The organism is Bacillus vallismortis (assembly GCF_040784915.1).
Lineage (GTDB): Bacteria > Bacillota > Bacilli > Bacillales > Bacillaceae > Bacillus > Bacillus subtilis_G.
The window spans coordinates 2,670,606-2,690,166 of the sequence record NZ_CP160797.1; the positions used below are offsets into that span (position 1 = coordinate 2,670,606).

The window sequence follows — 19,561 nt, forward strand, 5'->3', positions numbered from 1 at the left end:
TCTTATTGTTTTTTCGTCTCGCCGCTCTCCGCGTTGACCTTTTCAGCATCCCAGTACATTTCGCTGAATACGTCTGCGGCGGCGTCAGCCGCACGCTGCAGCTCCTCGAGATTATTATCTACTCCGCCGAATTCGAGCAAAAGCGCTCTGTCGGTTAAATCCTGATTATATACACCATTATCGCCCGGCGAGCCTTTCGAAAAAACACCTGTGCTGAGTCCAGGGTATTTTTTCTCCATCAGCTTATGGAGCTCGCTTGCAATTTTATAGTTTTCTTCGAAATTTTTGCTTTTTTTGCCGACGACAAAGGCCACCCGGGCATAGCTTTTCCCTTTAATCGTTGCCGTCGTATCTTTCTTTCGCCGTGAATCTCTATGGATATCAATGATATATTGCAGATTTTTGTTTGACCCGAGCGCCTCTTTGACGACCGGCCTTGATTCATCATACGATCTGGCATAGTTTAAGCCTTTTTTGTTCAGTTTTGCCTGTATATCGGTTTTATTCACTGTGGCTCCAATGCCTTGGGATTCAAGCGCCTTTCCGAACATAGCTCCTACGAGCGTGACGTTGGCTTTAGAATGGCGTGCCATATCAGGATCAGTCTCGCCTTTTAATAGAGGGAGATATGATTCCGTGTTGTGCGTGTGATAGATAAAAACAACCTTTTTATCACCGGTTGTTTGTTTCGGCGGATCTTTTTTCGCACGATCTGATTGTGTTTGCTGTTTTTCAATCTCTGCCAAGTTCGCTTCTCTTTCTTCCTCCATCACCTTAGACGGCGGCGGCGATTCCGCCGGCATATTCGTATAATCCGTGCCTTGTCCAGCTAACAGAATCTCGGTATCAAATTGTGCAAACCCCGGCAGCTCCCGGCCGAGAAAGCTCCGCGGATCTTCGAGGTTGATGCTTGTCGCCAGCTTTAAAGAAAGACGCGAAAGATGAAATGAGCTGTCGGTTTGAGAAAGGTCAGAAGCGAAATAATGGTTCTCCATCCGCAGCAAGTGTGCAAACACGTCACCCGGCATTTCTTCAGTAATCCCGTAAAAAGAGTCAGACGACGGCCTGAGTTCAGGCCGGAGAGACGTCAGCACACCGGATAGAACAAAAATCACGATAAGGCTTACGATAAATAGAAAGATGGCTTTTACCGCTTTCCCGCCATTTACCGCAACAACAATTTGTCTGTTTCTGCGTTTATTTCTCATTGAATCCCTCCAGCGCTTGTCTAGTAATAACTCTATGAACAAGCTAGAGGAAGTAGAACCGTTTAGTGATTGTAGGAGCCTTTGTTTTCTTGTGACACTTTTTCATGAAGCGCTGTGTTTAATCCGTTCGCCAGCACATTTGCCATATCGTCGATGAATGAATCAACTTCCTTCGGCGTAACCATTAAGTTGTGCCCTAAAGGTGAAAGCACCTCGTGAATGAGCTGCCGTTTTTCATCCTCTCCAAGGGTACCAACAATTCCGAGAAATGATTGACGCTGCTTTTGATCGGGAAGATCTTCTTCAGTGAGCACTTTCTTTTTCCCAAACGTCATGCCTGCCGGAACAAGAGATCTTGACGGCCTGTCATCTTTCATTTCTCTTCCAAAGTGTTTTAATATGTAGTCCACCGTGTCGCTGGCAATCGTCACCGCGTCAACGACTGTCGGCACTCCGATTGCAATCACCGGTACGCCAAGCGTGTCTTTGCTTAAATCTTTTCGTTTATTCCCCACACCAGATCCCGGGTGAATGCCTGTGTCCGATATTTGAATGGTTGTGTTAACCCTTTCCACCGCCCGTGCCGCCAATGCATCAATGGCAATGACAAAATCAGGCTTCGATTGCTCAATCACACCTTTAATAATGTCGCTTGTTTCGATTCCCGTAATCCCCATAACACCAGGCGCAAATGCGCTGACAGGTCTGTAGCCCTCCTGCACGTTTTCCGGCTGAAGCTTAAACAAGTGCCTTGTGACCAATAGATTTTCTACAGCCATCGGACCCAGCGCGTCAGGGGTGACGTTCCAGTTGCCGAGCCCGACGATCAAACAGCTCGCATCTTTTGAGATATTAAGGCTTTCAAGGAAAGCCGAAAATTCCTCCGCGAAGACAGCAGAGACCTTTTCCTGCATTTCCGAATCATTCTCTCTGATTCCTTGCGCCTCAAGCGTTAAATAGCGACCTTCTTTTTTTCCTGAGAGCTCCGCGCCTTCCTTGGTAATATCAACAGTGCGGATTTTAATGCCGCCGCGATCGCGTTCTTTTTCAATAAAACCTTTAATTTCTTTTGCCGGCACAGCCTGCTGATTGGCCATCGCTTCCTTCGTTTCAACAGCTAAATCGGTACGTATCAAATACTGATTAACATCCAGTTCACTCTTTTTCATAGAGGGGCCTCCTTCACATTCAGTACCTATATTGTTGCCATTTGCTGAATGAATCATGCTAAAAAGAGATCCTTCAATTAAAAATACTTTACATTTATATTGCAATCTAAAGGTGTGTTTGATAGAATACAATTTGTTCTATTGTGAAGAAGATTTAACCTTAAGACACTGTGCTACAGGTTGTATCTTAGGAGGTGAAACACATGCCAAACATTAAATCAGCGATTAAACGTACAAAAACAAACAACGAACGCCGCGTTCATAACGCGACAATCAAATCTGCTATGCGTACTGCAATCAAACAAGTTGAAGCTTCTGTTGCTAACAATGAAGCCGACAAAGCGAAAACTGCTCTTACTGAAGCAGCTAAACGTATTGATAAAGCAGTGAAAACAGGTCTTGTACACAAAAATACCGCATCTCGTTACAAATCAAGATTAGCGAAAAAAGTGAACGGACTTTCTGCATAATATAAAAACGATCCTCAATCATGGGGATCGTTTTTTTCATTTCTTTTTAACAACTGTAAAAGGAACAGTTCGAGCAGGAGCTGCTTGTCCTTTTTCCCTGTTTTCATCTCGTAGTCCATGACGGCAAGCTGTTCAATAATTGACCGGAGCTCGGCCTCTGAAAAAAGCCTTGCTTGATCCATCGCCAGCTTTACCCGGAATGGATGGACTTTTAAATTAGAAGCGATTTGCTTTTGTCCGTAGCCTTGTTCCGCGAAATACTTTGTTTGCAGAATCAGCCGGAACTGATTCGAAATAAGCGCCATGATTTTGATCGGTTCTTCATTTTGTTTGAGCAAATCATAAAAAATTTGCAGGCTTTCTGTTCGTTTCCGGTTGACGATTTTATTGATCAGCTCAAATATATTTTGTTCAAGGCTTCTCGCTACAAGCATTTTCACATCATCCAGCGTAATTTCTTCACGATCTCCAATAAACGTGCAGAGCTTCTGAATCTCCTGAAAAATCGATGACAGATGTCCATTCACAAGCAGAACCAAATGCTCCGCCGCTTCAGTGCCGATTGTTTTCTGCTCGGTTTTTGCAAGGTTGACAGTAAAATCTGTCGTCTCCTTTGCGTTTAATTCCTTTGCCTCCATCATAAACGCGTGCTTCTTTAATGCTTTCGTCAGTTTTTTCCGCTCATCCAGCTTTTCATACGGGGCAAGCAGGACAAAGACCGTATAAGGCGCAGGCGATTGTAAATATGATTCAAGCGCGCTGACGTTATGCTCAATTTTTTCTTTTTTCTTTTCACCTGTTAAAAAATATGGATTTTTCACAATAACAAGACGCCGCTCCCCCATAAACGGAAACGTTTCAGCATCTGCAATTGCTTTGTCCAGCGGTTCCTCTTCCAGATCAAAAACGGATAGATTGAAATCCTTTGTTTCCTGATCAATGACCGCCTGTCTGATCCTGCTAACGGTTTCCTGCAGCAGATACGTCTCTTTTCCGTATAAACAATAAACCGGATGGACATCTCCTTTTCTCAGGTTTTTCCACACATCAAATACCATTGTTGTACGACTTCCTCTCTTTCATCATCCCCTTCTATCCTAAATTGAGTTTACAAAATAGTAAAGAGGAAGCCTGACTGCTGCTTCCCCATTTATATTAAACGCCTGATCGCAAGCCCCCGGGACAGCTTGTAAAAAGGCGATAATCACCAGAACAGAAAACGTTACCTTAGCTTCTAGATTTTTCAAAACAATTCCATTATACTTAAATCAGTCAGGAGGGATTAAATTGAATGATTTTGAAAAAAACGTTCAAAGCAAACGAAATGATGCTGTAGATTCAGCTGTTGGTTTTGTTGTGTCCTTCGGATTTTTCGCCTTCTTGTTTGTCATGGCAACGGTTATTCACCTGGTTGGTTCATAACAGCGACTGCCCGGGCTGCTGATTTCTCGGCAGTCTTTTTTTAGTTCGTCTCTGTTATTCTGATGTATCATATGGGGGATAGACAGAAAAGGTTCCAACTCTGTTTTTATATCTATATTGGATCGTTCCGCTTTGATCGGTGCGCAGCACGCGGATGGGATGTCTCTGTAATATTTGCAGAACTTCTTGATGGGGATGATGGTACCGATTGTTTTCACCTGCTGAGATAATGGCCGTTTCCGGCTGAATCTGTTTGATGAAATCTTCACCGGTAGAGCCTTTGCTTCCATGGTGCCCCACCTTTAACACGTCTGTTTTTAGATTCGGAAACACGCTTATAACTTCCTGTTCCCCTTCTTTCTCCAGGTCACCTGTCAAGATCCAGCTCATACCGCCCGTTTTCATCCACAGAACGAGAGAAGAATTATTTTTGCTTGCCGGATCAGGTCCTTCCGGTGACAGTACATAGAACTGTAAATCCTTTATTTGCAACACATCACCTCGCTTCACCTCTTCAATTGGCACTCCCTCCTCTCTGGCTGCCTGCAGCACTTTCTCATCCTTCGGTTCAGAAACAAACCCTTTCGGAATCACGAGGCGCTTCACTTTATGATGCTTCAGCAGAGTCTCCGCCTCTCCGATATGATCTTGGTCAGCATGCGTGAGAATTAACGCATCAAGCTGTTTGACCCCCTTAGCGGTTAAAAACGGAATCAGCACCTTTTCCCCGAGTGAAAACGGATGCTGTTTTTCCCGCCAAGGCTCTGACGAATAAGACAAAGTGCCGCCAGTATCAATTAAAACATGCCCCCGCTGATGCGGAGCACCTACATACATGCTGTCACCCTGCCCAATATCAATCATATCGACCTCTCCTTCAGAACTAAGACAAGGATATATAAAGAGAAGACAGAACATCGCGCAGCAAATGCCGCCAGTTACCATCAGCTGAGAAAAAGAGCGTTTTTCAATTGCCATAAACATTAGAATGATTGTGACCGTGAATAAAAAGAGCAGAATAGGCGCAGGACGTGCAATGATGATTGTCAATACATCAATATCTGCGATTCTTGTGATCAGCCTGTTGGTCCAGCTCATCAAGAAATCAAACCAGCTGAAGAACCATCGGCCAGCCGAAGCGGAAAGGATTAATAAAAAAACACCTGCTATAGTCCCCGGCAAAACACAGAATGTATAAATAGGAACAAGCACCATGTTCATCAGTACGCTGATCATAGAAAACTGCTGGAAATGATGCAGGAGAATGGGAAGTGAACCCAGCTGAGCAATCAGTGATACCATTGTCAGCTGACCTAAAGAGGTTTTAACATGCTGAAAAATAGAAGAAGATAGAATTAAAGAAAAACTCACGGCGAATGACAGCTGAAAACCGGCTTCAAAGAGATGGTAAGGATTGAAGAGCAAGAGGACGATGTATGAAGTGCAGATTGCCCCCGCAGCATGTACACGCCATTTAACGAGACTTCCAGCTAAGTAAATACCCGACATCAGAGCGGCGCGCAGCACTGAAGGAGCAGCGCCTGTCAACATCACATAGAGCGGCAGAAATAACAGCAACAGGATTGACGCCTTTTCTCTTGTTATCCCAATACGGATCATGATATAAAACAAGCCGGCTGTCAAAATGCCGACGTGGAGTCCTGAAATCGCCAAGAGATGGATGACACCAAGCTTTTGATACGCGTTAAGCACCTCGGCTTCCACGTAAAATCTGTCTCCTACTATAAGAGCTTGTACGATTCCTGCCGAATCAGGAGGCAGCAGGCTGTTTGTGAATGACACGATGTCTTTTCTTAAACTGAGCAGTTTATAACTGACATTTACAGGTTCGCTGCACTTTTGAATAGATGTAACAGAATAGTTCCAGTGAATATGCTGCCGGTAAAGATATTCGTTATAATCAAATGCGCCCGGCACGGTTGCGTGTTTAGGTTCTTCCAACGCACCAGTCCATTCACATGCCATTCCTGGCTTTAGATATGACAGCTGATCTTTTTCTTCAGCAGACTGAATGCGGTACGAAGCGGCCCATTTTTCGCCATCAGGCGTCTTAACCACCATAGACATACGGTCGCCGTCAATTTTTGGAATACTGTCAATTACTGCCTTGGCTTGATAGGTGCCCCGCTGATATACAGAGACATTCTTGGAATCTGCGACTGCATACAGTGAAAAAAACAATATAAAAGAGAAGAAACAAACCAAAATGAGAACAGCGTGTCTCGTTTTGATTAAAATGATGAGGAGAAAGAGGAAGAAAAGAAAAACAGCGGAGAAATAAGCGGCGGCAGTAATTCCAGCCGTTGCTGAAGCTGCCGCCAAAGGCAATAACAAACGCGAATTACGCATTCATCACACGTAGCTCGTGAAGAGTGTATTCGCCTGTTCATGTATCTTTTTCAAATCTTCCTCTGCAAGACCCGCATCCGCCAGTTTCTCTAAAAGACCCGCTACAAATGAAAGCTTTTCCCTGTTTTTCAGATCAACGATCATTTCATCGAGTTCAACCTGTTCAACAGTTACACCCGCCTGTTCAAATAATTCCTGTGCGTACGGATTCGTTTTGTAATCCTCAGCATAATAAACCGTTTTGATACCCGCTTGAATGATAGATTTACAGCATTGAATGCACGGATAATGCGTCACATAAATCTCCGCTCCATCAGTCGGCACCCCGAACTTAGAGCATTGCAGAATCGCATTCATTTCAGCGTGAATCGTTCTTGCGCAATGGTCATCTATCATAAGGCAGCCTTCGTCTGCGCAATGCACGCCGCCCGCGATTGACCCATTATATCCTCCTGCAATCATGCGTTTGTCTCTGACTATAGTAGCGCCGACAGACAATCTTGGGCAGGTGCTGCGCAGCGCCAGTAAATGGCTTTGAGCCATAAAGTATTGATTCCATGAAATTCGTTCCACGTTGTTCCCTCCAAATGTTGTGTTGCCTGACCTTTAGTTTACCTATCATTATGCATGAGCGTCAAATCACTTTACTGTAATGGAAGACTTTATTTTCTCAAGCGACTTCTCCCCGATTCCTGAAACCTTAGTGAGCTCTTCAATTGTCTGGAAACGCCCGTTTTCTTCCCGGAATGCAATAATAGCTTCAGCCTTTGATGGCCCCACCCCTGAGATGCCTTGTAATTCCTCTAAGGTTGCTGTATTGATATTTACCGGTGCTTCCTTCCCTCCATCGCTTTTCACAGCGCCTCCGAATCCTTGCTGCATTGTTGTCTCTTCTCCCTTTTTCGGGATGTACACCACTATCCCGTCCTGCAGCAGCTCCGCCAAATTCACTTGCATTTCATCTGCTTGTTCACCGGTCCCGCCCGCTTTCTCAATCGCCTGAGATACTCTGTCCCCTGTTCGCATTTCATACACGCCAGGATGCTGAACAGCACCCTTTATATCAATCACAATGGTATCGTTCTCGTCTTTTACCGCCTCCTGCTTTACCTCCGTATTTTCTGTCTCAGTTGATACAGCCTGCTTCACCGGCTCTTTGTTTTCCCCGCTGGCCAAAACGAAAATAACCGCTATGAAAGCAGCTGCAGAAGCCGCTAAAATGATTGCTTTTTTATGCAGATACAACCAATTCATCGTGCATGTTCCCCGCTTTCGTCATAATTTATTTTCATCACACATATGGTTTAGAGGATAATAGCTCAAAGGAGGGGAAATCATTGAAGATTGGTTTTATCGGCACAGGAAATATGGGTACGATCCTTATAGAGTCATTTATTGAATCAAAAGCAGCCGATCCCTCAAACATAACAATCACAAACCGCACAATTGAAAAAGCGTTACACATAAAGAACCGCTACAACAGCATAAACGTAACAGAAAGCCTGGAAAAGCTTGTTTCTGAAAACGAGATGATTTTTATTTGTGTTAAGCCGCTTGATATATATCCTTTACTAGCAAGAGCGGCGCCTTATTTAAGAAAGGACCATATTCTCATTTCAATTACAAGCCCGGTTCAAACTCAACAACTCGAGCAATATGTACCATGTCAAGTGGCGCGAGTAATTCCCAGTATTACAAACAGAGCGCTGGCAGGCGTTTCTCTCGTCACTTTCGGCACAAGCTGCGGAGAATTTGCAAAAACGAAAATCAATGAGCTCATGAAGCATATCTCTCATCCGCTGCAAATTGAAAGTGACATCACGAGGGTGGCATCAGATATCGTAAGCTGCGGCCCCGCTTTTATGAGCTATCTGATTCAGCGGTTTATAGATGCGGCCGTTTCGGAAACATCAGTGTCCAAACAGGATGCTATTCTGATGTGTAAGGAAATGCTTGTCGGAATGGGAAAACTGCTAGAAACCGAATTGTATACCCTGCCCGCGTTACAGGAAAAGGTTTGTGTTAAAGGCGGTGTGACAGGAGAAGGCATTAAAGCGCTGGAAAGCGGTGTGCAGGATATGTTTCACCGGGTATTCCAAAATACTCATATGAAGTACGAGGAGGATATTTCCGCAGTGAAGAAGCAGTTTCATGTGTAGACGAGTATGTCATACTTTTGTCTGCACTGCAAAAGCATAAAAAAGCATTTAAAAAAACCATCGTCTTAGGAAACGATGGTTTTTGATTTCTGCGCCTTGAAAAATAGGCGTTCTGATTGTGTTGTTGGTTCTGAATCTGTAAAATCAGCTGTCACGCCGTGCAGCTGAAAGCCGCAGTTCCTCAGCATTTCTTCATATTCATCCACCGGGAACGTTCTTTGCTCATGCGTCTCATCAAAACGGTCATACGCTTCTCCGTTCCGCACAAAAAACGACATATCATGAATGACAGAAAGCTCTTCACTTCCGGCAAAGCTCTGCCAAATATAGCTGATATCTTCATCCTGGTCAGCAAATGTGCTATCCGGAAAGACTTCACTGACTTTATAAGATGAATGAACATCAAATAGCAACATGCCTTCAGGTTTCAACACCCGAAATACACTTTTGAAGGTTTCGATCACATCATTTTTCGTTTTTAAATAATTTAATGAGTCACAGCATATCACAACAGCGTCAAACTGGCCGTCAAAGCCGGTAATCTCTCTCATATCCTGCTGAAGAAAAAGAATCGGCTGGTTACTGGAGACCTTTTGCTGGGCGTAAGCAAGCATTTCCTCACTGAGGTCGATCCCCGTGACCTCGAAGCCTTTTTCGGCAAGCCGGACTGAGATTTCCCCTGTGCCGCATGCCAGATCGAGGATACGGCCTTTTTCCGGGAGAGCTGCTTCAATCCACTTTGTCCATTGATCGTAAGGTGCGTGCGACATTAACTCGTCATACACGCTTGCAAAGCCTTGGTAAATCATTGGTTCATTCCAAGCTCAAGATCTGCGAGCGGAGCGTCCCCCCACAGTTTTTCCAGATTGTAGTAGCTTCTTTCATCCTTGTGGAAGACATGCACAATCACATCGCCAAGGTCAACGAGCACCCATCTTGCTTCATCGAAGCCTTCCATCTTTTTGATTTGAATGCCGTTTTCTTCAGCCTGATCCTTGATTTCACGGGCAATCGCCTGCACCTGTTTATCTGAATTCCCGTGGCAGATCAGAAAATAATCAGCAACCAGAGATATGCCTTCCATATCCAGTGCTAAAATATCCTCTGCCCGTTTATCATCACAAGCCGCAGCTGCGATCTTTAAAATGGACTTTTGGTTCATTCACAAATTCCTCCTGTTCAGTTGCCGGACACAAGCCAGTTATACGTTGAAAATGTGTCTGGAAAAACCGGTTGATTTTTTTTCATAAGAAACATCATTGTATTTTTAATGGATTGAATCAGCGCTTGATTCAAATCTGTCTCGGCAAGTTTACGCACCTCATCGACACCGGGAAATGCCCGGTTTGGTTCAATGTAATCGGCAACGTAAATCACTTTTTCTAAAAGTGTCATGCCAGGCCGTCCAGAGGTATGATACCTGATGGCGTCAAGAATGTCTTCATCTTGAATCCCCGCTTCTCTTTGGACCAAATAAGCGCCGACCGGAGCGTGCCACAGCTCCGGATTATGATCCAATAAATGCGAAGGCATTTTTTCTCGCGCAATAATTTGTTTCATTTCTTCTTTCGGGCGGAATTTGGCATAATCATGAAAGATAGCCGCTGTTTCCGCTTTTTTAGGGTTGGCTCCAAAACGCTCCGCAAGTTCGATCGCCGTGTTCATCACACCAATCGTGTGGATATATCGGTGTTCGGTCAATTGCTGCTTAACGCAGGCAAGTGCCTCCTCACGATTCATATAAACCATTCTCCTCTACATACTTCTTCACTTTATCAGGGATTAAGTAGTCAGTGGGTTTCTTGCTTTTAAACCGTTCCCTTATCATAGTTGATGATACCTCAAATTCCGGAACGTCTGCAAAGAGAAGCGGATAAGGGGTTTCAACATGAAAACCGGGGCGCTTTACTCCAATAAATTGAATGAGGTTCAGCAACTCGTCCAGCTTATACCATTTCGGCAAATATTCAATCATATCAGCACCGATAATAAAGAACAGCTGATCATTCGGATAACGCTGGTTCAGTAAAGAAACAGTATCAAACGTATAGGAAGGCCCTTCTCTTTCCATTTCAGCCAACTCCAGCTTAAAGGACGGATTAGACTGAATCGCAAGCTTCAGCATTTCCACACGATGAAAGCTGTCCGTATAGTTTTCTTTCTGTTTATGCGGCGGAATTTGATTGGGCATAAACCAAATTTCATCAAGCCCCGCCTGAAACAGCACCTCATTCGCCATTAAGAGGTGGCCGTTATGCGGAGGGTCAAACGTGCCTCCGAAAATACCGATTTTCTTCATTTCAACCACCTTTAAGGAAGCTCGATTTGTTTATTTTCCTTTGATTCCTTATATAACACAATCGTATTGCCGATTGTCTGCACCAATTGAGAGCGGCTTCCTTTTACAAGAGCTTCCGCAACATCGTTTTTATCCTCTTCACAATTCTGAAGAACGCTGACTTTAATCAGCTCTCTCGCTTCAAGCGCCTCAGCAATTTGTTTAATCATGTTGTCGTTTACTCCGCCTTTGCCTACTTGAAAAATCGGCGTTAAATGATGCGCTTTTGAACGTAAAAAACGTTTTTGTTTACCTGTTAACATTCTGTTCCTCCTAATTTTCCTATAACAATTGATCTCATTTTTTCAATATCAGGCTCTTGTCCAGTCCACAATTGGAAAGACAATGCTGCCTGTTCTACAAACATGCCCACTCCATCTAGTGTTTTCAGGCCTTTTTGGTTTGCTTCTTTTAAAAGAGCCGTCTGAATTGGATTATACACGATATCGCATACGACGGCACTGCTTTGTGCACACTGCAATGAAAGCGGCACATCTTCCACGTTCGGATACATGCCCACAGACGTTGTATGGATGATCACATCATACTGCTCAAGCCGCTCTTCTGCTTCTTTTATGCTTAACACTTCTTTATTTTGAAATGAGGGAGTGGATTCTGTAAGCTGCTTTGCTTTTTCCAACGTCCGGTTGCAAATGTCAAACTTTATCGGAACATTGCGGGCAATTGCTGTGAAAATGGCTCTTGCCGCTCCGCCCGCGCCGATCATTAAGAATGACAGTTCAGAGATGGGCTTGTCCAGTACCTTCATTAATGACTTCACAAAGCCTTCCCCATCGGTATTGTATCCGACAAGCTTGTCTCCCTCTCTTCTCACCGTATTTACGGCACCGATCACTTTTGCACTATCATCAATATGATCCAGGTAATCCATAATGGAAACCTTATGCGGAACAGTCACATTGATTCCTTGTACGCCAAGTGCTCTTATTCCTTTTACCGCATCTTCCAGATCATTCTCTTCTACCTTGAAAGCATGGTAATGTCCGTCTAGACCGAGATCTTTCAATGATGCGTTATGAATATCAGGTGACATGGAATGGCCAATCGGATTTCCGATAACTCCGTACAGCTTTTTCATGCTCCTCTCCCCTTTTCATTAAATTAATGAGCGCCGAACAAATACGTGAACGCCTTTTGGCGCGTAAGCAGTTACTTTTTTATCGGCGTCATGCACTGTTACCCAGCCTAACCCTGAGAAAACGATATCTGTCTTATTGTCTTTTATCGTAAACGTATGGGCGACCAATTCCGGAAACTCATCCATTTCATCTTTTCCCGGAGGTGTGAGCAATTCCCCTGCATGCTTTTCATAAAGCGCGTCTGCATTTTCCAGTTTTGTCCTATGAATCATCAGCTCATTCGGCATATAGCAAATAAAAGGAGCCCTTTCTCCGGACACATAATCGAACCTTGCAAGCCCGCCGAAATACAGTGTTTGCTGATCGTTAAGCTGGAATGTGCGAGGTTTCAGCTCCTTTTTAGGAGATAGTATTTTAAGATCCTTTTTATTGACATAATGCGCCATTTGATGATGGTTGATTATGCCCGGTGTATCATAAAGCGCTGAGCCGTCGTCCAGCGGGATTTCAATTGCATCAAGAGTTGTGCCAGGAAATTGGGATGTCGTAATAATATCTTCTTCACCTGATACTTCTTTAATAATCCGGTTAATAAAGGTTGACTTCCCTACATTTGTACACCCGACAACATAGACATCTTTATCGTTGCGGTAATACTCAATCGCATCAATTACTTCTCTGATCCCCTGGCCGCGTCCCGCGCTGACCAAAAATACGTCAACCGGTTTTAAGCCAAGCTCTTTCGCTTCACGCTTCATCCACTGGATCAGACGTTCTCTTTTCAGTGACTTAGGCAAAATATCAGCTTTATTGCCAATCAATAAGATAGGGTTTCCCCCCACCAAACGCTGCAGCCCATTGATCCAGCTGCCGTTAAAATCAAAAATATCAACAATTTTAACAACTAGAGAATCGGTTTCCCCAATACCGTGAAGAATGTTTAAGAAATCATCATCCGTTAAGGAAACATCTTGTATTTCATTATAGTTTTTCAGTCTGAAGCAGCGCTGGCAAATCACATTTTCTTTCGTGAGCGATGCAGGCGGCGCGTATCCCAGACCTGTTTTGTCCTCGGTTTGGATTGTCACTCCGCAGCCGATACAAACAACCTTTTCCATTTCTTACTCCTCCCACTGAATGTGCCCTTTTCGTTTGAGAGCACTCAGTATTCTGCGTTCGACCTGGCGGTTAAAGCGCGTAATAAACCCGTCAGAGGAAGCAACAGGCACGACCAAAATCGTATGGTAGCCGTTTCGATTTCCCCCGAGCACATCGGTCATGAGCTGATCTCCGATGACCACGCAGTCCTCTTTTTTCAGCTCCATATTGCGCACAGCTCTGTTAAAAGCTTTGCCCATTGGTTTTCTTGCTTTGTAGATGAATGGGATTCCAAGCGGCTCTGAGAAAAGTTTTACTCTTCTTTCATTATTATTAGAGACAATCGTCACTTTAATGCCGTGGTCCTTCATTTCTTCAAACCACTCGATCAAACGCGGCGTCGCGTTCGGCCTGTCCCACTCAACAAGCGTATTATCCAGATCAGTAATAATTCCTTTTACATTTCGTTCCTTTAATTTCTCAGGCGTAATATGAAAAATATTTTTCACGAACTCGTCAGGTAAAAAAAACTTTTTTAACAAAACCCGCACCCTTCCCTTTTCTCTTTAAAATGATTGTCGAAAAAAATCGAACTTGTGCCTAAAGAAAAACTGAGCAAAAAAATTTCGACAAAAATTGGGTTTCTTCACCAGTTGTGGATAAAATTACACACACTATCCACTCTTATTACATCACTCTTTAGACAAATTATAAACACGATACTCACAGGTTATCCACTTTCTGGTGTGGATAACAGAACGATTGTTCTTATATGCATTTCATGGTAGATTAAAGATAACTTCAGCCTCAGATGTGCGCAACGTATCAATGTATGCGTTAAAATCATGAATGATTCCAACTTTTAAGGAGGTGCCACTCCCATTAATTGGGTTCCTAGCATGAGAAAACTGTCTGATGAATTACTAATAGAATCTTATTTCAAAGCCACCGAAATGAATTTAAACCGTGACTTTATCGAGTTAATTGAAAACGAAATAAAAAGAAGATCGCTCGGACATATTATTTCCGTATCTTCTTAATAGGAACTTGTCTATTTTTTCCGGGCGTATTTCCTTTTTTTACTCAGATGACTGATATTATATCACTTCGGTTGCGCGCTTTACTACTGTTTTCAGCAAAAAACACCCCTAAAAAGAGGTGTTTTCAAGGGACGGTAACTATGCTAACCAATATATGCCGCCCACAACCAGGAGAACAACAACTAAAACAACGATAAAAGCGTATCCATATGCTCTGCCTGCGCCATACATTGAAGCGCCTCCTTACATAAGGTTTATAACAGCCTATGTAGGAGAAATAAAACGGCTTAGGCCGTTGTCCGGCTCAGTACTTCAAAACCTGCCCATCTTGTATTCCTTCATATACAATCCTTGCCCCTTTAGGTGTCATATGATTGCCTGAAGGATCTATCAGACCGGATTGGATAAGCGCTTCATCAGTTGCTTTTCCGCCGTCTGCTTCTATAAAATGCTTCCAGTTATCTACAAGAGGGACATCTAGGCGCTCCGACACATCTCTTGTAATATCGTTGTATGAATTGTGCCATTTTCTCGCCCCGCCCTTCGGTTCAAAAGCAGCTGCTTTATATCTCGAATAGTAAAACAGATGGTGCTTCCCGTTTCCTTCTATAATTGGGATACATGTCATTAGGATTGGTTTGATCCCGTCTTCTCTGCTTTCTTTAATAAAATAAACGAGATTTTCTCTAAAACGCTGCTTCGATACTCTCGGTTTCCCCTCAGTCAGTATCGCGGCGTCATTTGTGCCGAACATAATAAACAAATACTTCGGTTTTTGATCAAGCACATCTGTCTGAAACCGCAGACGTGCATCCTCTGTTGTCTGTCCGCCAATTCCCGCATTGAGTATATCAAGCTTTCCGCGTTCAGCCGTTTTTAACATATTAACCCACTGCTGTGCTTTTGGATAATCGCGGTAGTCCCAATTAGAGCCTCTCGTATTGCTGTCACCAAATGCTACAACGTCTTCGTATCCCTTACCCTCGCATCCTGCTGTAACGGACAGCAGAAGGAAAAGGATAAAAAAATGCTTCATCTTTACACCCCCAAAAGCCTCACCTTAATGTTATACCTCTGTTCCCTTTCGTTCAATGAAGAGTTTTCTTGTTATTACTTTTTTTTCCTATTGTTAACGTGTCCCCCTTAGTGAAAATCATGCTGCTTTCATTGCGGCATAGGTTGATTCCTTAAAATTCCCTTCTTCTCAATCGAAAAAACACACAAACCATAGAGAAGAAAATAACCTGCATCCGCATTAGAAACAGGTTATCCCTTGCCCTGTGTTCACTTTAACTTCGATTTAAGCTTGGCCTTTGTTTTTGGTCCATAGATGCCGTCTGCAGTTAATCCGTTCATAAGCTGAAAACGCTTGACGGCAGCGGGTAAGATGAACTCTTTTGGAGGTGTATCGGAGAAAGAAATTCTGTTTATAAAAGAACTCCAGTGCTCCAAGAGCTTGCCCGGACAGTCCTTCCCGGACCATTTTTTGTGGGGAACGACATGTTTCAGCGGAATATTGTTTTCTTTCATTAGTTTTCGGATCAGCCACTGGGCATTTGCTGTTGCTTTTTCAAAATCGGCGTCAGCATTTTCGCAGATTTCAATCCCGATTGAATTGCGGTTCCCTGTCCCGTTTGTGCCGTCACCCGCATGCCAGCCATTTTCATCTATCGGAAGATGCTGATAAATGACTGAATCATCAACTGTAAAATGCCAGCTGACAGATGTGCTTCGGTTTGTCACATAATTGGCGTGCATTTTCGCATCAGCGCCTTTGGCGGTATTCGCTGTATTATGATATGAACCGTAATATAAGCAGGAGTCATCGCATAGCCCGGACGATTATCGTTCGATGCCGGAATAAAATCCTTTTTTTATCGTGACCATTTCTATCCCTCCCTGCTATTAAAGAATGCAGAAAACATAGGGATGGGCTGCCTATTTTACAAGATTAAAAAGAATTGTGTTCTAAATCCAAATATCAATTTTAGTTGAATCGCTGAACTGACACCAGTTATACTAACGTAGATGACGGAGGTTTTGGCTCCTGACATCACCTTAGTTGGGAGTGACCATAAACATGTTAAAAAAGATACTAGGTATCATCGTGATTATAACTGTCATTGCAGTCGGTTTTTTTCAGAAAGAAGCTTGGCTTGAGGCGATCAAAGCAGGAGGGATGTTTTCTGTTTTATTCAGTATGCTGCTGATTGCTGCCGATGTTTTTTTCCCCATTGTGCCGTTTGCTTTGGTTGCCGCTTTAAACGGCGCTGTGTTCGGAATCGCAAATGGGATCTGGATTACACTGACCGGCTCAATGCTTGGTACAATCATGCTGTTTTTTCTCGCCAGATACAGCTTTAGAGATTGGGCCAGAAAAAAAGTTCAGGCCTATCCGGCTATCCAAAGCTACGAGGCTTCCTTCAACAAAAATGCTTTTACCGCTGTTTTATTAGGAAGACTCATCCCCGTCATCCCTTCTCTTGTCATGAACGTGATATGCGGGCTGAGTCAGGTTCGCTGGCATGTTTTTTTCTTCGCGTCTCTCATAGGGAAAATCCCGAATATTGTCGTTGTTACCATTGCAGGTGCTAATTTTCCCAGCGACAAATTACTGTCTTTCAGCATTTACGGAGCCTACATTCTGATCATCATGATGATCATTTATAAAAAGTTCCCTCATCTGCTGAACGTGCAAAAAAAATAAGGAGGCGTGTTCGTCCCCTTACTTTTTTTCTGTCGCATGGCCTCCGAATTCATTTCGAAGCGCAGCGACGACCTTTCCTGTAAACGTATCATCTGTTAAAGAACGGTATCTCATCAGCAGCGACATGGCAATCACCGGAGTTGCTGTCTGCAGATCAAGCGCTGTTTCCACCGTCCACTTTCCTTCACCTGAGGAATGCATGATGCCTTTGATCTGATCCAGCCTCGCATCTTTAGAGAAAGCTCGCTCAGTCAGCCCCATAAGCCAAGAGCGAATGACAGAGCCGTTATTCCATACTCTGGCAACCTTTTCGTAGTCAAAATCAAATTGGCTGTTTTCAAGCACTTCGAATCCTTCACCAATCGCGGCCATCATTCCGTACTCAATGCCATTATGAATCATTTTCAAGAAATGTCCGCTTCCCGCCTCACCAGCGTAAAGATATCCGTTTTCAACGGCAGTATCCCGAAACAGCGGCTCTGCAATCTCCCATGCTTCAGGGTCTCCTCCTATCATAAAACAGGCGCCATGGCGCGCGCCTTCCATTCCGCCCGACGTTCCGGCATCGAGATAATGGATACCCGCTTCTTTCATTTGATTGTGGCGGCGAATCGATTCTTTATAATGAGAGTTTCCGGCTTCAATAACAATATCGCCTTTGCTTAATAAAGGCGCCACATCACGCAAAACAGCATCGACAACGCCATGCGGCACCATAACCCATAGTATACGCGGCGTGTCTAATGAAGAAATCAACTCTTTTAGATTCGTTGTCCCCTCAGCCCCATAGGCTTTCAGTTCATCGACAGCCTCTTGATTCACATCATACCCGACAGCTTGATGTTTGCGATCAATGAATTGCTTTCCTATGTTTATGCCCATTTTTCCTAACCCGATTAATCCAATTTTCATGTCAGTTCCTCCTGAGTGTTTAAAAAGCCTTTACTCTTTATGTTCCCTGTGAACTGTAATGAGATACGTATAAAAACAAATGAGGCCAAAAAGGATTTTACCGTTCCCTCATCCTTTGTGATTTGTATGTTTTTTAGCATCAGCTTTTCTTTTTCCGAAACAGCTTAAGCAGTTTGACTTTCAGCTGCGTGCTTCGCCGAGACGACTGCGAATTCGGATGCGTGTCTTGTGTACCCTGGGCGCTATTGTTTCCAGCTGTTCTAGGCCCATTTTTTGAGCTTTTCTTTTATATCAAAAAAACATCAATTGATCCTTGATTTACCATGTTTTTAAGTTAAAATATGGGAAGAGAATACGATTTTTTCAAATAAAGAAGGTGACATATTGCAGAATCAATCTCACACTTTTGTTGGAGTTACGAAAACTGCTGTTTATTTTTTATACGCTGCACTTGCAATCATCGGCTTTGCGATCGGGTATTTTATCCCGCAGTTTGCAAAATGGACATTATCCCTCCCGTGGATTCCTTTTGAAGGACCGCTCCGGCTGGTCACCTCTTTTCAAGGATCACCAGCTGCATTTATCACTGCGCTGCTTGGCGTGTCTGCAGGAATTTGGTTCGCTCATTCTGTTATTGCAATGCTGCTGTCTGTCAAAATTACAAATGACACAGTGGAATTAATAAAAGGAAAGAAAGTGCAAACGATTCGTTCCGACAGCATTGCTCTTGTGTTTATCGACCACAAACGGCTTGTCCTCCTAGGAACAGCCGGATATGAATTGGCACGGGAAGAAATTGATGAAAAACCAGTGAATGTCGAGAAGGCCTTTAGAAAGCACAATTACGAATGGGCAGCAGAAGGTGATCCGTTTAAAGATCAATTTCGCCGGTGGATACCTGATGCACCAGACCTCTCGCCAGGCGCCCATGCTCTATTGAAAGCTCGTCACAAAGCGCTGAAAGACGAGGAAAAAGACGATGTTGAAGAATTTCGTCTCGAACTTGCACAGATGGGCATCGTTGTTCGAGACGAAGGCATACGCCAGTATTGGCGAAAAGCAGAAACCTATCCTCCGAGAATCCAGCAAAGCGAAGGATCGTAACAACTGAGGCTCAGGAAAGAGCCTCTTCTTTATTACTGCACAATAAACAGCACTCTGGTGCCGTCAGGATAACCGCTCATTTGATTCCCAACCCACGAGCCGGCCCCGCGCGCGCCGCCCTCCTCACAAACCGCCATCGGCCACTCATCCCGGTCATAGCCCGGCTTCGTCGGAATTCCTTTTAATGATTCCTGCCGCCTTTTGTCCGCACCATCCCTATCGATGGTGCAAATATCAGAATGTCCCTCTGCAATCGCATCTCTAATATGATCCCCTGTTTCCGGATAACGAGACAGCGGAAAAGTCAACACTTTGTCATACAAAGAAGCGCCTTGGATCTGCTGCGGAACCATAAAACAAAGAAGAACTGCTGCAGCAAGAAACAGGCCTGCCATCCACTTTTTCATTCCCATCCCCCCATACATTATTTGTTCATTTCAATGTATGGGAGCCTGATTAAAATT

At 43.8% G+C, this 19,561-nt stretch carries 24 protein-coding genes and 1 pseudogene; 6 read left to right on the forward strand and 19 right to left on the reverse strand.

Annotated features, from left to right (window positions below; all coding sequences use genetic code 11):
- Positions 1-2: 2 nt before the first annotated feature.
- Together spoIIP and gpr are read right to left on the reverse strand one after the other, a co-directional pair.
- A complete protein-coding gene (gene spoIIP / locus ABZM97_RS13075) occupies positions 3-1,208 on the reverse strand; it encodes a spore autolysin SpoIIP (protein ID WP_087990774.1) in 1,206 nt (401 codons plus the stop codon).
- 62 nt (positions 1,209-1,270) lie between these two features.
- The gene (gene gpr, locus ABZM97_RS13080) at positions 1,271-2,377 is read right to left on the reverse strand and encodes a GPR endopeptidase (RefSeq protein WP_289347737.1); all 1,107 of its coding nucleotides are present in this window, start codon (positions 2,375-2,377) and stop codon (positions 1,271-1,273) included.
- A gap of 203 nt (positions 2,378-2,580) precedes the next feature.
- Between gpr and rpsT the strand changes: the two genes are divergently transcribed.
- Positions 2,581-2,847 carry a 30S ribosomal protein S20 gene (rpsT, locus tag ABZM97_RS13085; RefSeq protein ID WP_087990776.1) on the forward strand — a complete coding sequence of 89 codons (267 nt, stop codon included), beginning with the start codon at positions 2,581-2,583 and terminating at the stop codon, positions 2,845-2,847.
- 14 nt (positions 2,848-2,861) lie between these two features.
- Here rpsT and holA read toward each other — a convergent pair whose 3' ends face one another.
- Both holA and ABZM97_RS13095 read right to left on the reverse strand, forming a co-directional pair.
- Complete coding sequence (gene holA, locus ABZM97_RS13090; RefSeq protein ID WP_289347738.1) at positions 2,862-3,905, reverse strand: DNA polymerase III subunit delta; 1,044 nt, start codon at positions 3,903-3,905, stop codon at positions 2,862-2,864.
- 39 nt (positions 3,906-3,944) lie between these two features.
- Positions 3,945-4,094, reverse strand: coding sequence for a hypothetical protein (locus ABZM97_RS13095; RefSeq protein ID WP_202327128.1), 150 nt, complete (start codon positions 4,092-4,094; stop codon positions 3,945-3,947).
- Positions 4,095-4,134: 40 nt separating this feature from the next.
- Between ABZM97_RS13095 and ABZM97_RS13100 the strand changes: the two genes are divergently transcribed.
- Positions 4,135-4,269: a YqzM family protein gene (locus tag ABZM97_RS13100; protein WP_003229983.1), complete on the forward strand. Its 135-nt coding sequence runs from the start codon at positions 4,135-4,137 to the stop codon at positions 4,267-4,269.
- 54 nt (positions 4,270-4,323) lie between these two features.
- On the opposite strand, the gene ABZM97_RS13105 is transcribed toward ABZM97_RS13100, so the two are convergent.
- From ABZM97_RS13105 to ABZM97_RS13115, 3 genes are all read right to left on the reverse strand, one after another.
- The gene (locus ABZM97_RS13105; RefSeq protein ID WP_367386875.1) at positions 4,324-6,639 is read right to left on the reverse strand and encodes a DNA internalization-related competence protein ComEC/Rec2; all 2,316 of its coding nucleotides are present in this window, start codon (positions 6,637-6,639) and stop codon (positions 4,324-4,326) included.
- Between the two features lie 3 nt (positions 6,640-6,642).
- Positions 6,643-7,212, reverse strand: a complete 570-nt coding sequence (locus ABZM97_RS13110) for a ComE operon protein 2 (protein ID WP_003237106.1) — start codon at positions 7,210-7,212, stop codon at positions 6,643-6,645.
- A 66-nt stretch (positions 7,213-7,278) separates the two neighbouring features.
- Positions 7,279-7,893: a helix-hairpin-helix domain-containing protein gene (locus tag ABZM97_RS13115; protein ID WP_202327126.1), complete on the reverse strand. Its 615-nt coding sequence runs from the start codon at positions 7,891-7,893 to the stop codon at positions 7,279-7,281.
- 83 nt (positions 7,894-7,976) lie between these two features.
- Here ABZM97_RS13115 and comER point away from each other — a divergent pair, with 83 nt between their 5' ends.
- Positions 7,977-8,798: a late competence protein ComER gene (gene comER / locus ABZM97_RS13120; RefSeq protein WP_087990781.1), complete on the forward strand. Its 822-nt coding sequence runs from the start codon at positions 7,977-7,979 to the stop codon at positions 8,796-8,798.
- A 65-nt stretch (positions 8,799-8,863) separates the two neighbouring features.
- Here the strand turns inward: comER and ABZM97_RS13125 are convergent, their stop codons facing one another.
- The 8 genes from ABZM97_RS13125 to ABZM97_RS13160 are packed head-to-tail and all read right to left on the reverse strand — an operon-like array spanning position 8,864 to position 13,876.
- Positions 8,864-9,607 carry a class I SAM-dependent methyltransferase gene (locus tag ABZM97_RS13125; protein WP_087990782.1) on the reverse strand — a complete coding sequence of 248 codons (744 nt, stop codon included), beginning with the start codon at positions 9,605-9,607 and terminating at the stop codon, positions 8,864-8,866.
- The gene (rsfS, locus tag ABZM97_RS13130; RefSeq protein ID WP_019258939.1) at positions 9,604-9,960 is read right to left on the reverse strand and encodes a ribosome silencing factor; all 357 of its coding nucleotides are present in this window, start codon (positions 9,958-9,960) and stop codon (positions 9,604-9,606) included. The genes ABZM97_RS13125 and rsfS overlap by 4 nt, the downstream gene beginning before the upstream one ends.
- A gap of 17 nt (positions 9,961-9,977) precedes the next feature.
- The gene (yqeK, locus tag ABZM97_RS13135) at positions 9,978-10,538 is read right to left on the reverse strand and encodes a bis(5'-nucleosyl)-tetraphosphatase (symmetrical) YqeK (protein WP_087990783.1); all 561 of its coding nucleotides are present in this window, start codon (positions 10,536-10,538) and stop codon (positions 9,978-9,980) included.
- Positions 10,528-11,097 (reverse strand): nicotinate-nucleotide adenylyltransferase, encoded by a 570-nt coding sequence (locus ABZM97_RS13140; protein WP_087990784.1) that lies wholly within the window; start codon positions 11,095-11,097, stop codon positions 10,528-10,530. Before ABZM97_RS13140 ends, yqeK begins: the two co-directional genes overlap by 11 nt.
- An 11-nt stretch (positions 11,098-11,108) precedes the next feature.
- The gene (yhbY, locus tag ABZM97_RS13145) at positions 11,109-11,399 is read right to left on the reverse strand and encodes a ribosome assembly RNA-binding protein YhbY (RefSeq protein ID WP_003226133.1); all 291 of its coding nucleotides are present in this window, start codon (positions 11,397-11,399) and stop codon (positions 11,109-11,111) included.
- Positions 11,393-12,235 (reverse strand): shikimate dehydrogenase, encoded by an 843-nt coding sequence (gene aroE, locus ABZM97_RS13150; protein ID WP_202327125.1) that lies wholly within the window; start codon positions 12,233-12,235, stop codon positions 11,393-11,395. The genes yhbY and aroE overlap by 7 nt, the downstream gene beginning before the upstream one ends.
- 18 nt (positions 12,236-12,253) lie before the next feature.
- Positions 12,254-13,354, reverse strand: a complete 1,101-nt coding sequence (gene yqeH / locus ABZM97_RS13155) for a ribosome biogenesis GTPase YqeH (RefSeq protein ID WP_087990786.1) — start codon at positions 13,352-13,354, stop codon at positions 12,254-12,256.
- Positions 13,355-13,357: 3 nt separating this feature from the next.
- Entirely contained in the window at positions 13,358-13,876 is a 519-nt protein-coding gene (locus ABZM97_RS13160; RefSeq protein ID WP_087990787.1) for a YqeG family HAD IIIA-type phosphatase, read from the reverse strand.
- 357 nt (positions 13,877-14,233) lie between these two features.
- Between ABZM97_RS13160 and ABZM97_RS13165 the strand changes: the two genes are divergently transcribed.
- On the forward strand, positions 14,234-14,374 hold the full coding sequence (locus ABZM97_RS13165; protein WP_003226124.1) for a sporulation histidine kinase inhibitor Sda: 141 nt from the start codon (positions 14,234-14,236) through the stop codon (positions 14,372-14,374).
- A 304-nt stretch (positions 14,375-14,678) separates the two neighbouring features.
- Here ABZM97_RS13165 and ABZM97_RS13170 read toward each other — a convergent pair whose 3' ends face one another.
- Complete coding sequence (locus ABZM97_RS13170) at positions 14,679-15,410, reverse strand: SGNH/GDSL hydrolase family protein (RefSeq protein WP_087990788.1); 732 nt, start codon at positions 15,408-15,410, stop codon at positions 14,679-14,681.
- 248 nt (positions 15,411-15,658) lie between these two features.
- Positions 15,659-16,200, reverse strand: a pseudogene (locus ABZM97_RS13175) (N-acetylmuramoyl-L-alanine amidase).
- A 254-nt stretch (positions 16,201-16,454) separates the two neighbouring features.
- Between ABZM97_RS13175 and ABZM97_RS13180 the strand changes: the two are divergent.
- The gene (locus ABZM97_RS13180) at positions 16,455-17,081 is read left to right on the forward strand and encodes a TVP38/TMEM64 family protein (RefSeq protein ID WP_253268431.1); all 627 of its coding nucleotides are present in this window, start codon (positions 16,455-16,457) and stop codon (positions 17,079-17,081) included.
- An 18-nt stretch (positions 17,082-17,099) separates the two neighbouring features.
- On the opposite strand, the gene gnd is transcribed toward ABZM97_RS13180, so the two are convergent.
- Entirely contained in the window at positions 17,100-17,993 is an 894-nt protein-coding gene (gnd, locus tag ABZM97_RS13185; protein WP_087990790.1) for a phosphogluconate dehydrogenase (NAD(+)-dependent, decarboxylating), read from the reverse strand.
- A 381-nt stretch (positions 17,994-18,374) separates the two neighbouring features.
- On the opposite strand from gnd, the gene ABZM97_RS13190 reads away from it, so the two are divergent.
- Entirely contained in the window at positions 18,375-19,097 is a 723-nt protein-coding gene (locus ABZM97_RS13190) for a hypothetical protein (RefSeq protein ID WP_087990791.1), read from the forward strand.
- 32 nt (positions 19,098-19,129) lie between these two features.
- Here ABZM97_RS13190 and ABZM97_RS13195 read toward each other — a convergent pair whose 3' ends face one another.
- Positions 19,130-19,504, reverse strand: a complete 375-nt coding sequence (locus ABZM97_RS13195; protein WP_202327123.1) for a sporulation protein — start codon at positions 19,502-19,504, stop codon at positions 19,130-19,132.
- Positions 19,505-19,561: the final 57 nt, after the last annotated feature.

Excerpts from the sequence above, each read along its gene's own strand:
- spoIIP (WP_087990774.1), bottom strand. The coding sequence starts at position 1,208 with ATGAGAAATAAACGCAGAAACAGACAAATTGTTGTTGCGGTAAATGGC.
- gpr (WP_289347737.1), bottom strand. The coding sequence starts at position 2,377 with ATGAAAAAGAGTGAACTGGATGTTAATCAGTATTTGATACGTACCGAT.
- rpsT (WP_087990776.1), top strand. The coding sequence starts at position 2,581 with ATGCCAAACATTAAATCAGCGATTAAACGTACAAAAACAAACAACGAA.
- holA (WP_289347738.1), bottom strand. The coding sequence starts at position 3,905 with ATGGTATTTGATGTGTGGAAAAACCTGAGAAAAGGAGATGTCCATCCG.
- ABZM97_RS13105 (WP_367386875.1), bottom strand. The coding sequence starts at position 6,639 with ATGCGTAATTCGCGTTTGTTATTGCCTTTGGCGGCAGCTTCAGCAACG.
- ABZM97_RS13115 (WP_202327126.1), bottom strand. The coding sequence starts at position 7,893 with ATGAATTGGTTGTATCTGCATAAAAAAGCAATCATTTTAGCGGCTTCT.
- ABZM97_RS13125 (WP_087990782.1), bottom strand. The coding sequence starts at position 9,607 with ATGATTTACCAAGGCTTTGCAAGCGTGTATGACGAGTTAATGTCGCAC.
- rsfS (WP_019258939.1), bottom strand. The coding sequence starts at position 9,960 with ATGAACCAAAAGTCCATTTTAAAGATCGCAGCTGCGGCTTGTGATGAT.
- yqeK (WP_087990783.1), bottom strand. The coding sequence starts at position 10,538 with ATGAATCGTGAGGAGGCACTTGCCTGCGTTAAGCAGCAATTGACCGAA.
- ABZM97_RS13140 (WP_087990784.1), bottom strand. The coding sequence starts at position 11,097 with ATGAAGAAAATCGGTATTTTCGGAGGCACGTTTGACCCTCCGCATAAC.
- yhbY (WP_003226133.1), bottom strand. The coding sequence starts at position 11,399 with ATGTTAACAGGTAAACAAAAACGTTTTTTACGTTCAAAAGCGCATCAT.
- aroE (WP_202327125.1), bottom strand. The coding sequence starts at position 12,235 with ATGAAAAAGCTGTACGGAGTTATCGGAAATCCGATTGGCCATTCCATG.
- yqeH (WP_087990786.1), bottom strand. The coding sequence starts at position 13,354 with ATGGAAAAGGTTGTTTGTATCGGCTGCGGAGTGACAATCCAAACCGAG.
- ABZM97_RS13165 (WP_003226124.1), top strand. The coding sequence starts at position 14,234 with ATGAGAAAACTGTCTGATGAATTACTAATAGAATCTTATTTCAAAGCC.
- ABZM97_RS13170 (WP_087990788.1), bottom strand. The coding sequence starts at position 15,410 with ATGAAGCATTTTTTTATCCTTTTCCTTCTGCTGTCCGTTACAGCAGGA.
- ABZM97_RS13180 (WP_253268431.1), top strand. The coding sequence starts at position 16,455 with ATGTTAAAAAAGATACTAGGTATCATCGTGATTATAACTGTCATTGCA.
- gnd (WP_087990790.1), bottom strand. The coding sequence starts at position 17,993 with ATGAAAATTGGATTAATCGGGTTAGGAAAAATGGGCATAAACATAGGA.
- ABZM97_RS13195 (WP_202327123.1), bottom strand. The coding sequence starts at position 19,504 with ATGAAAAAGTGGATGGCAGGCCTGTTTCTTGCTGCAGCAGTTCTTCTT.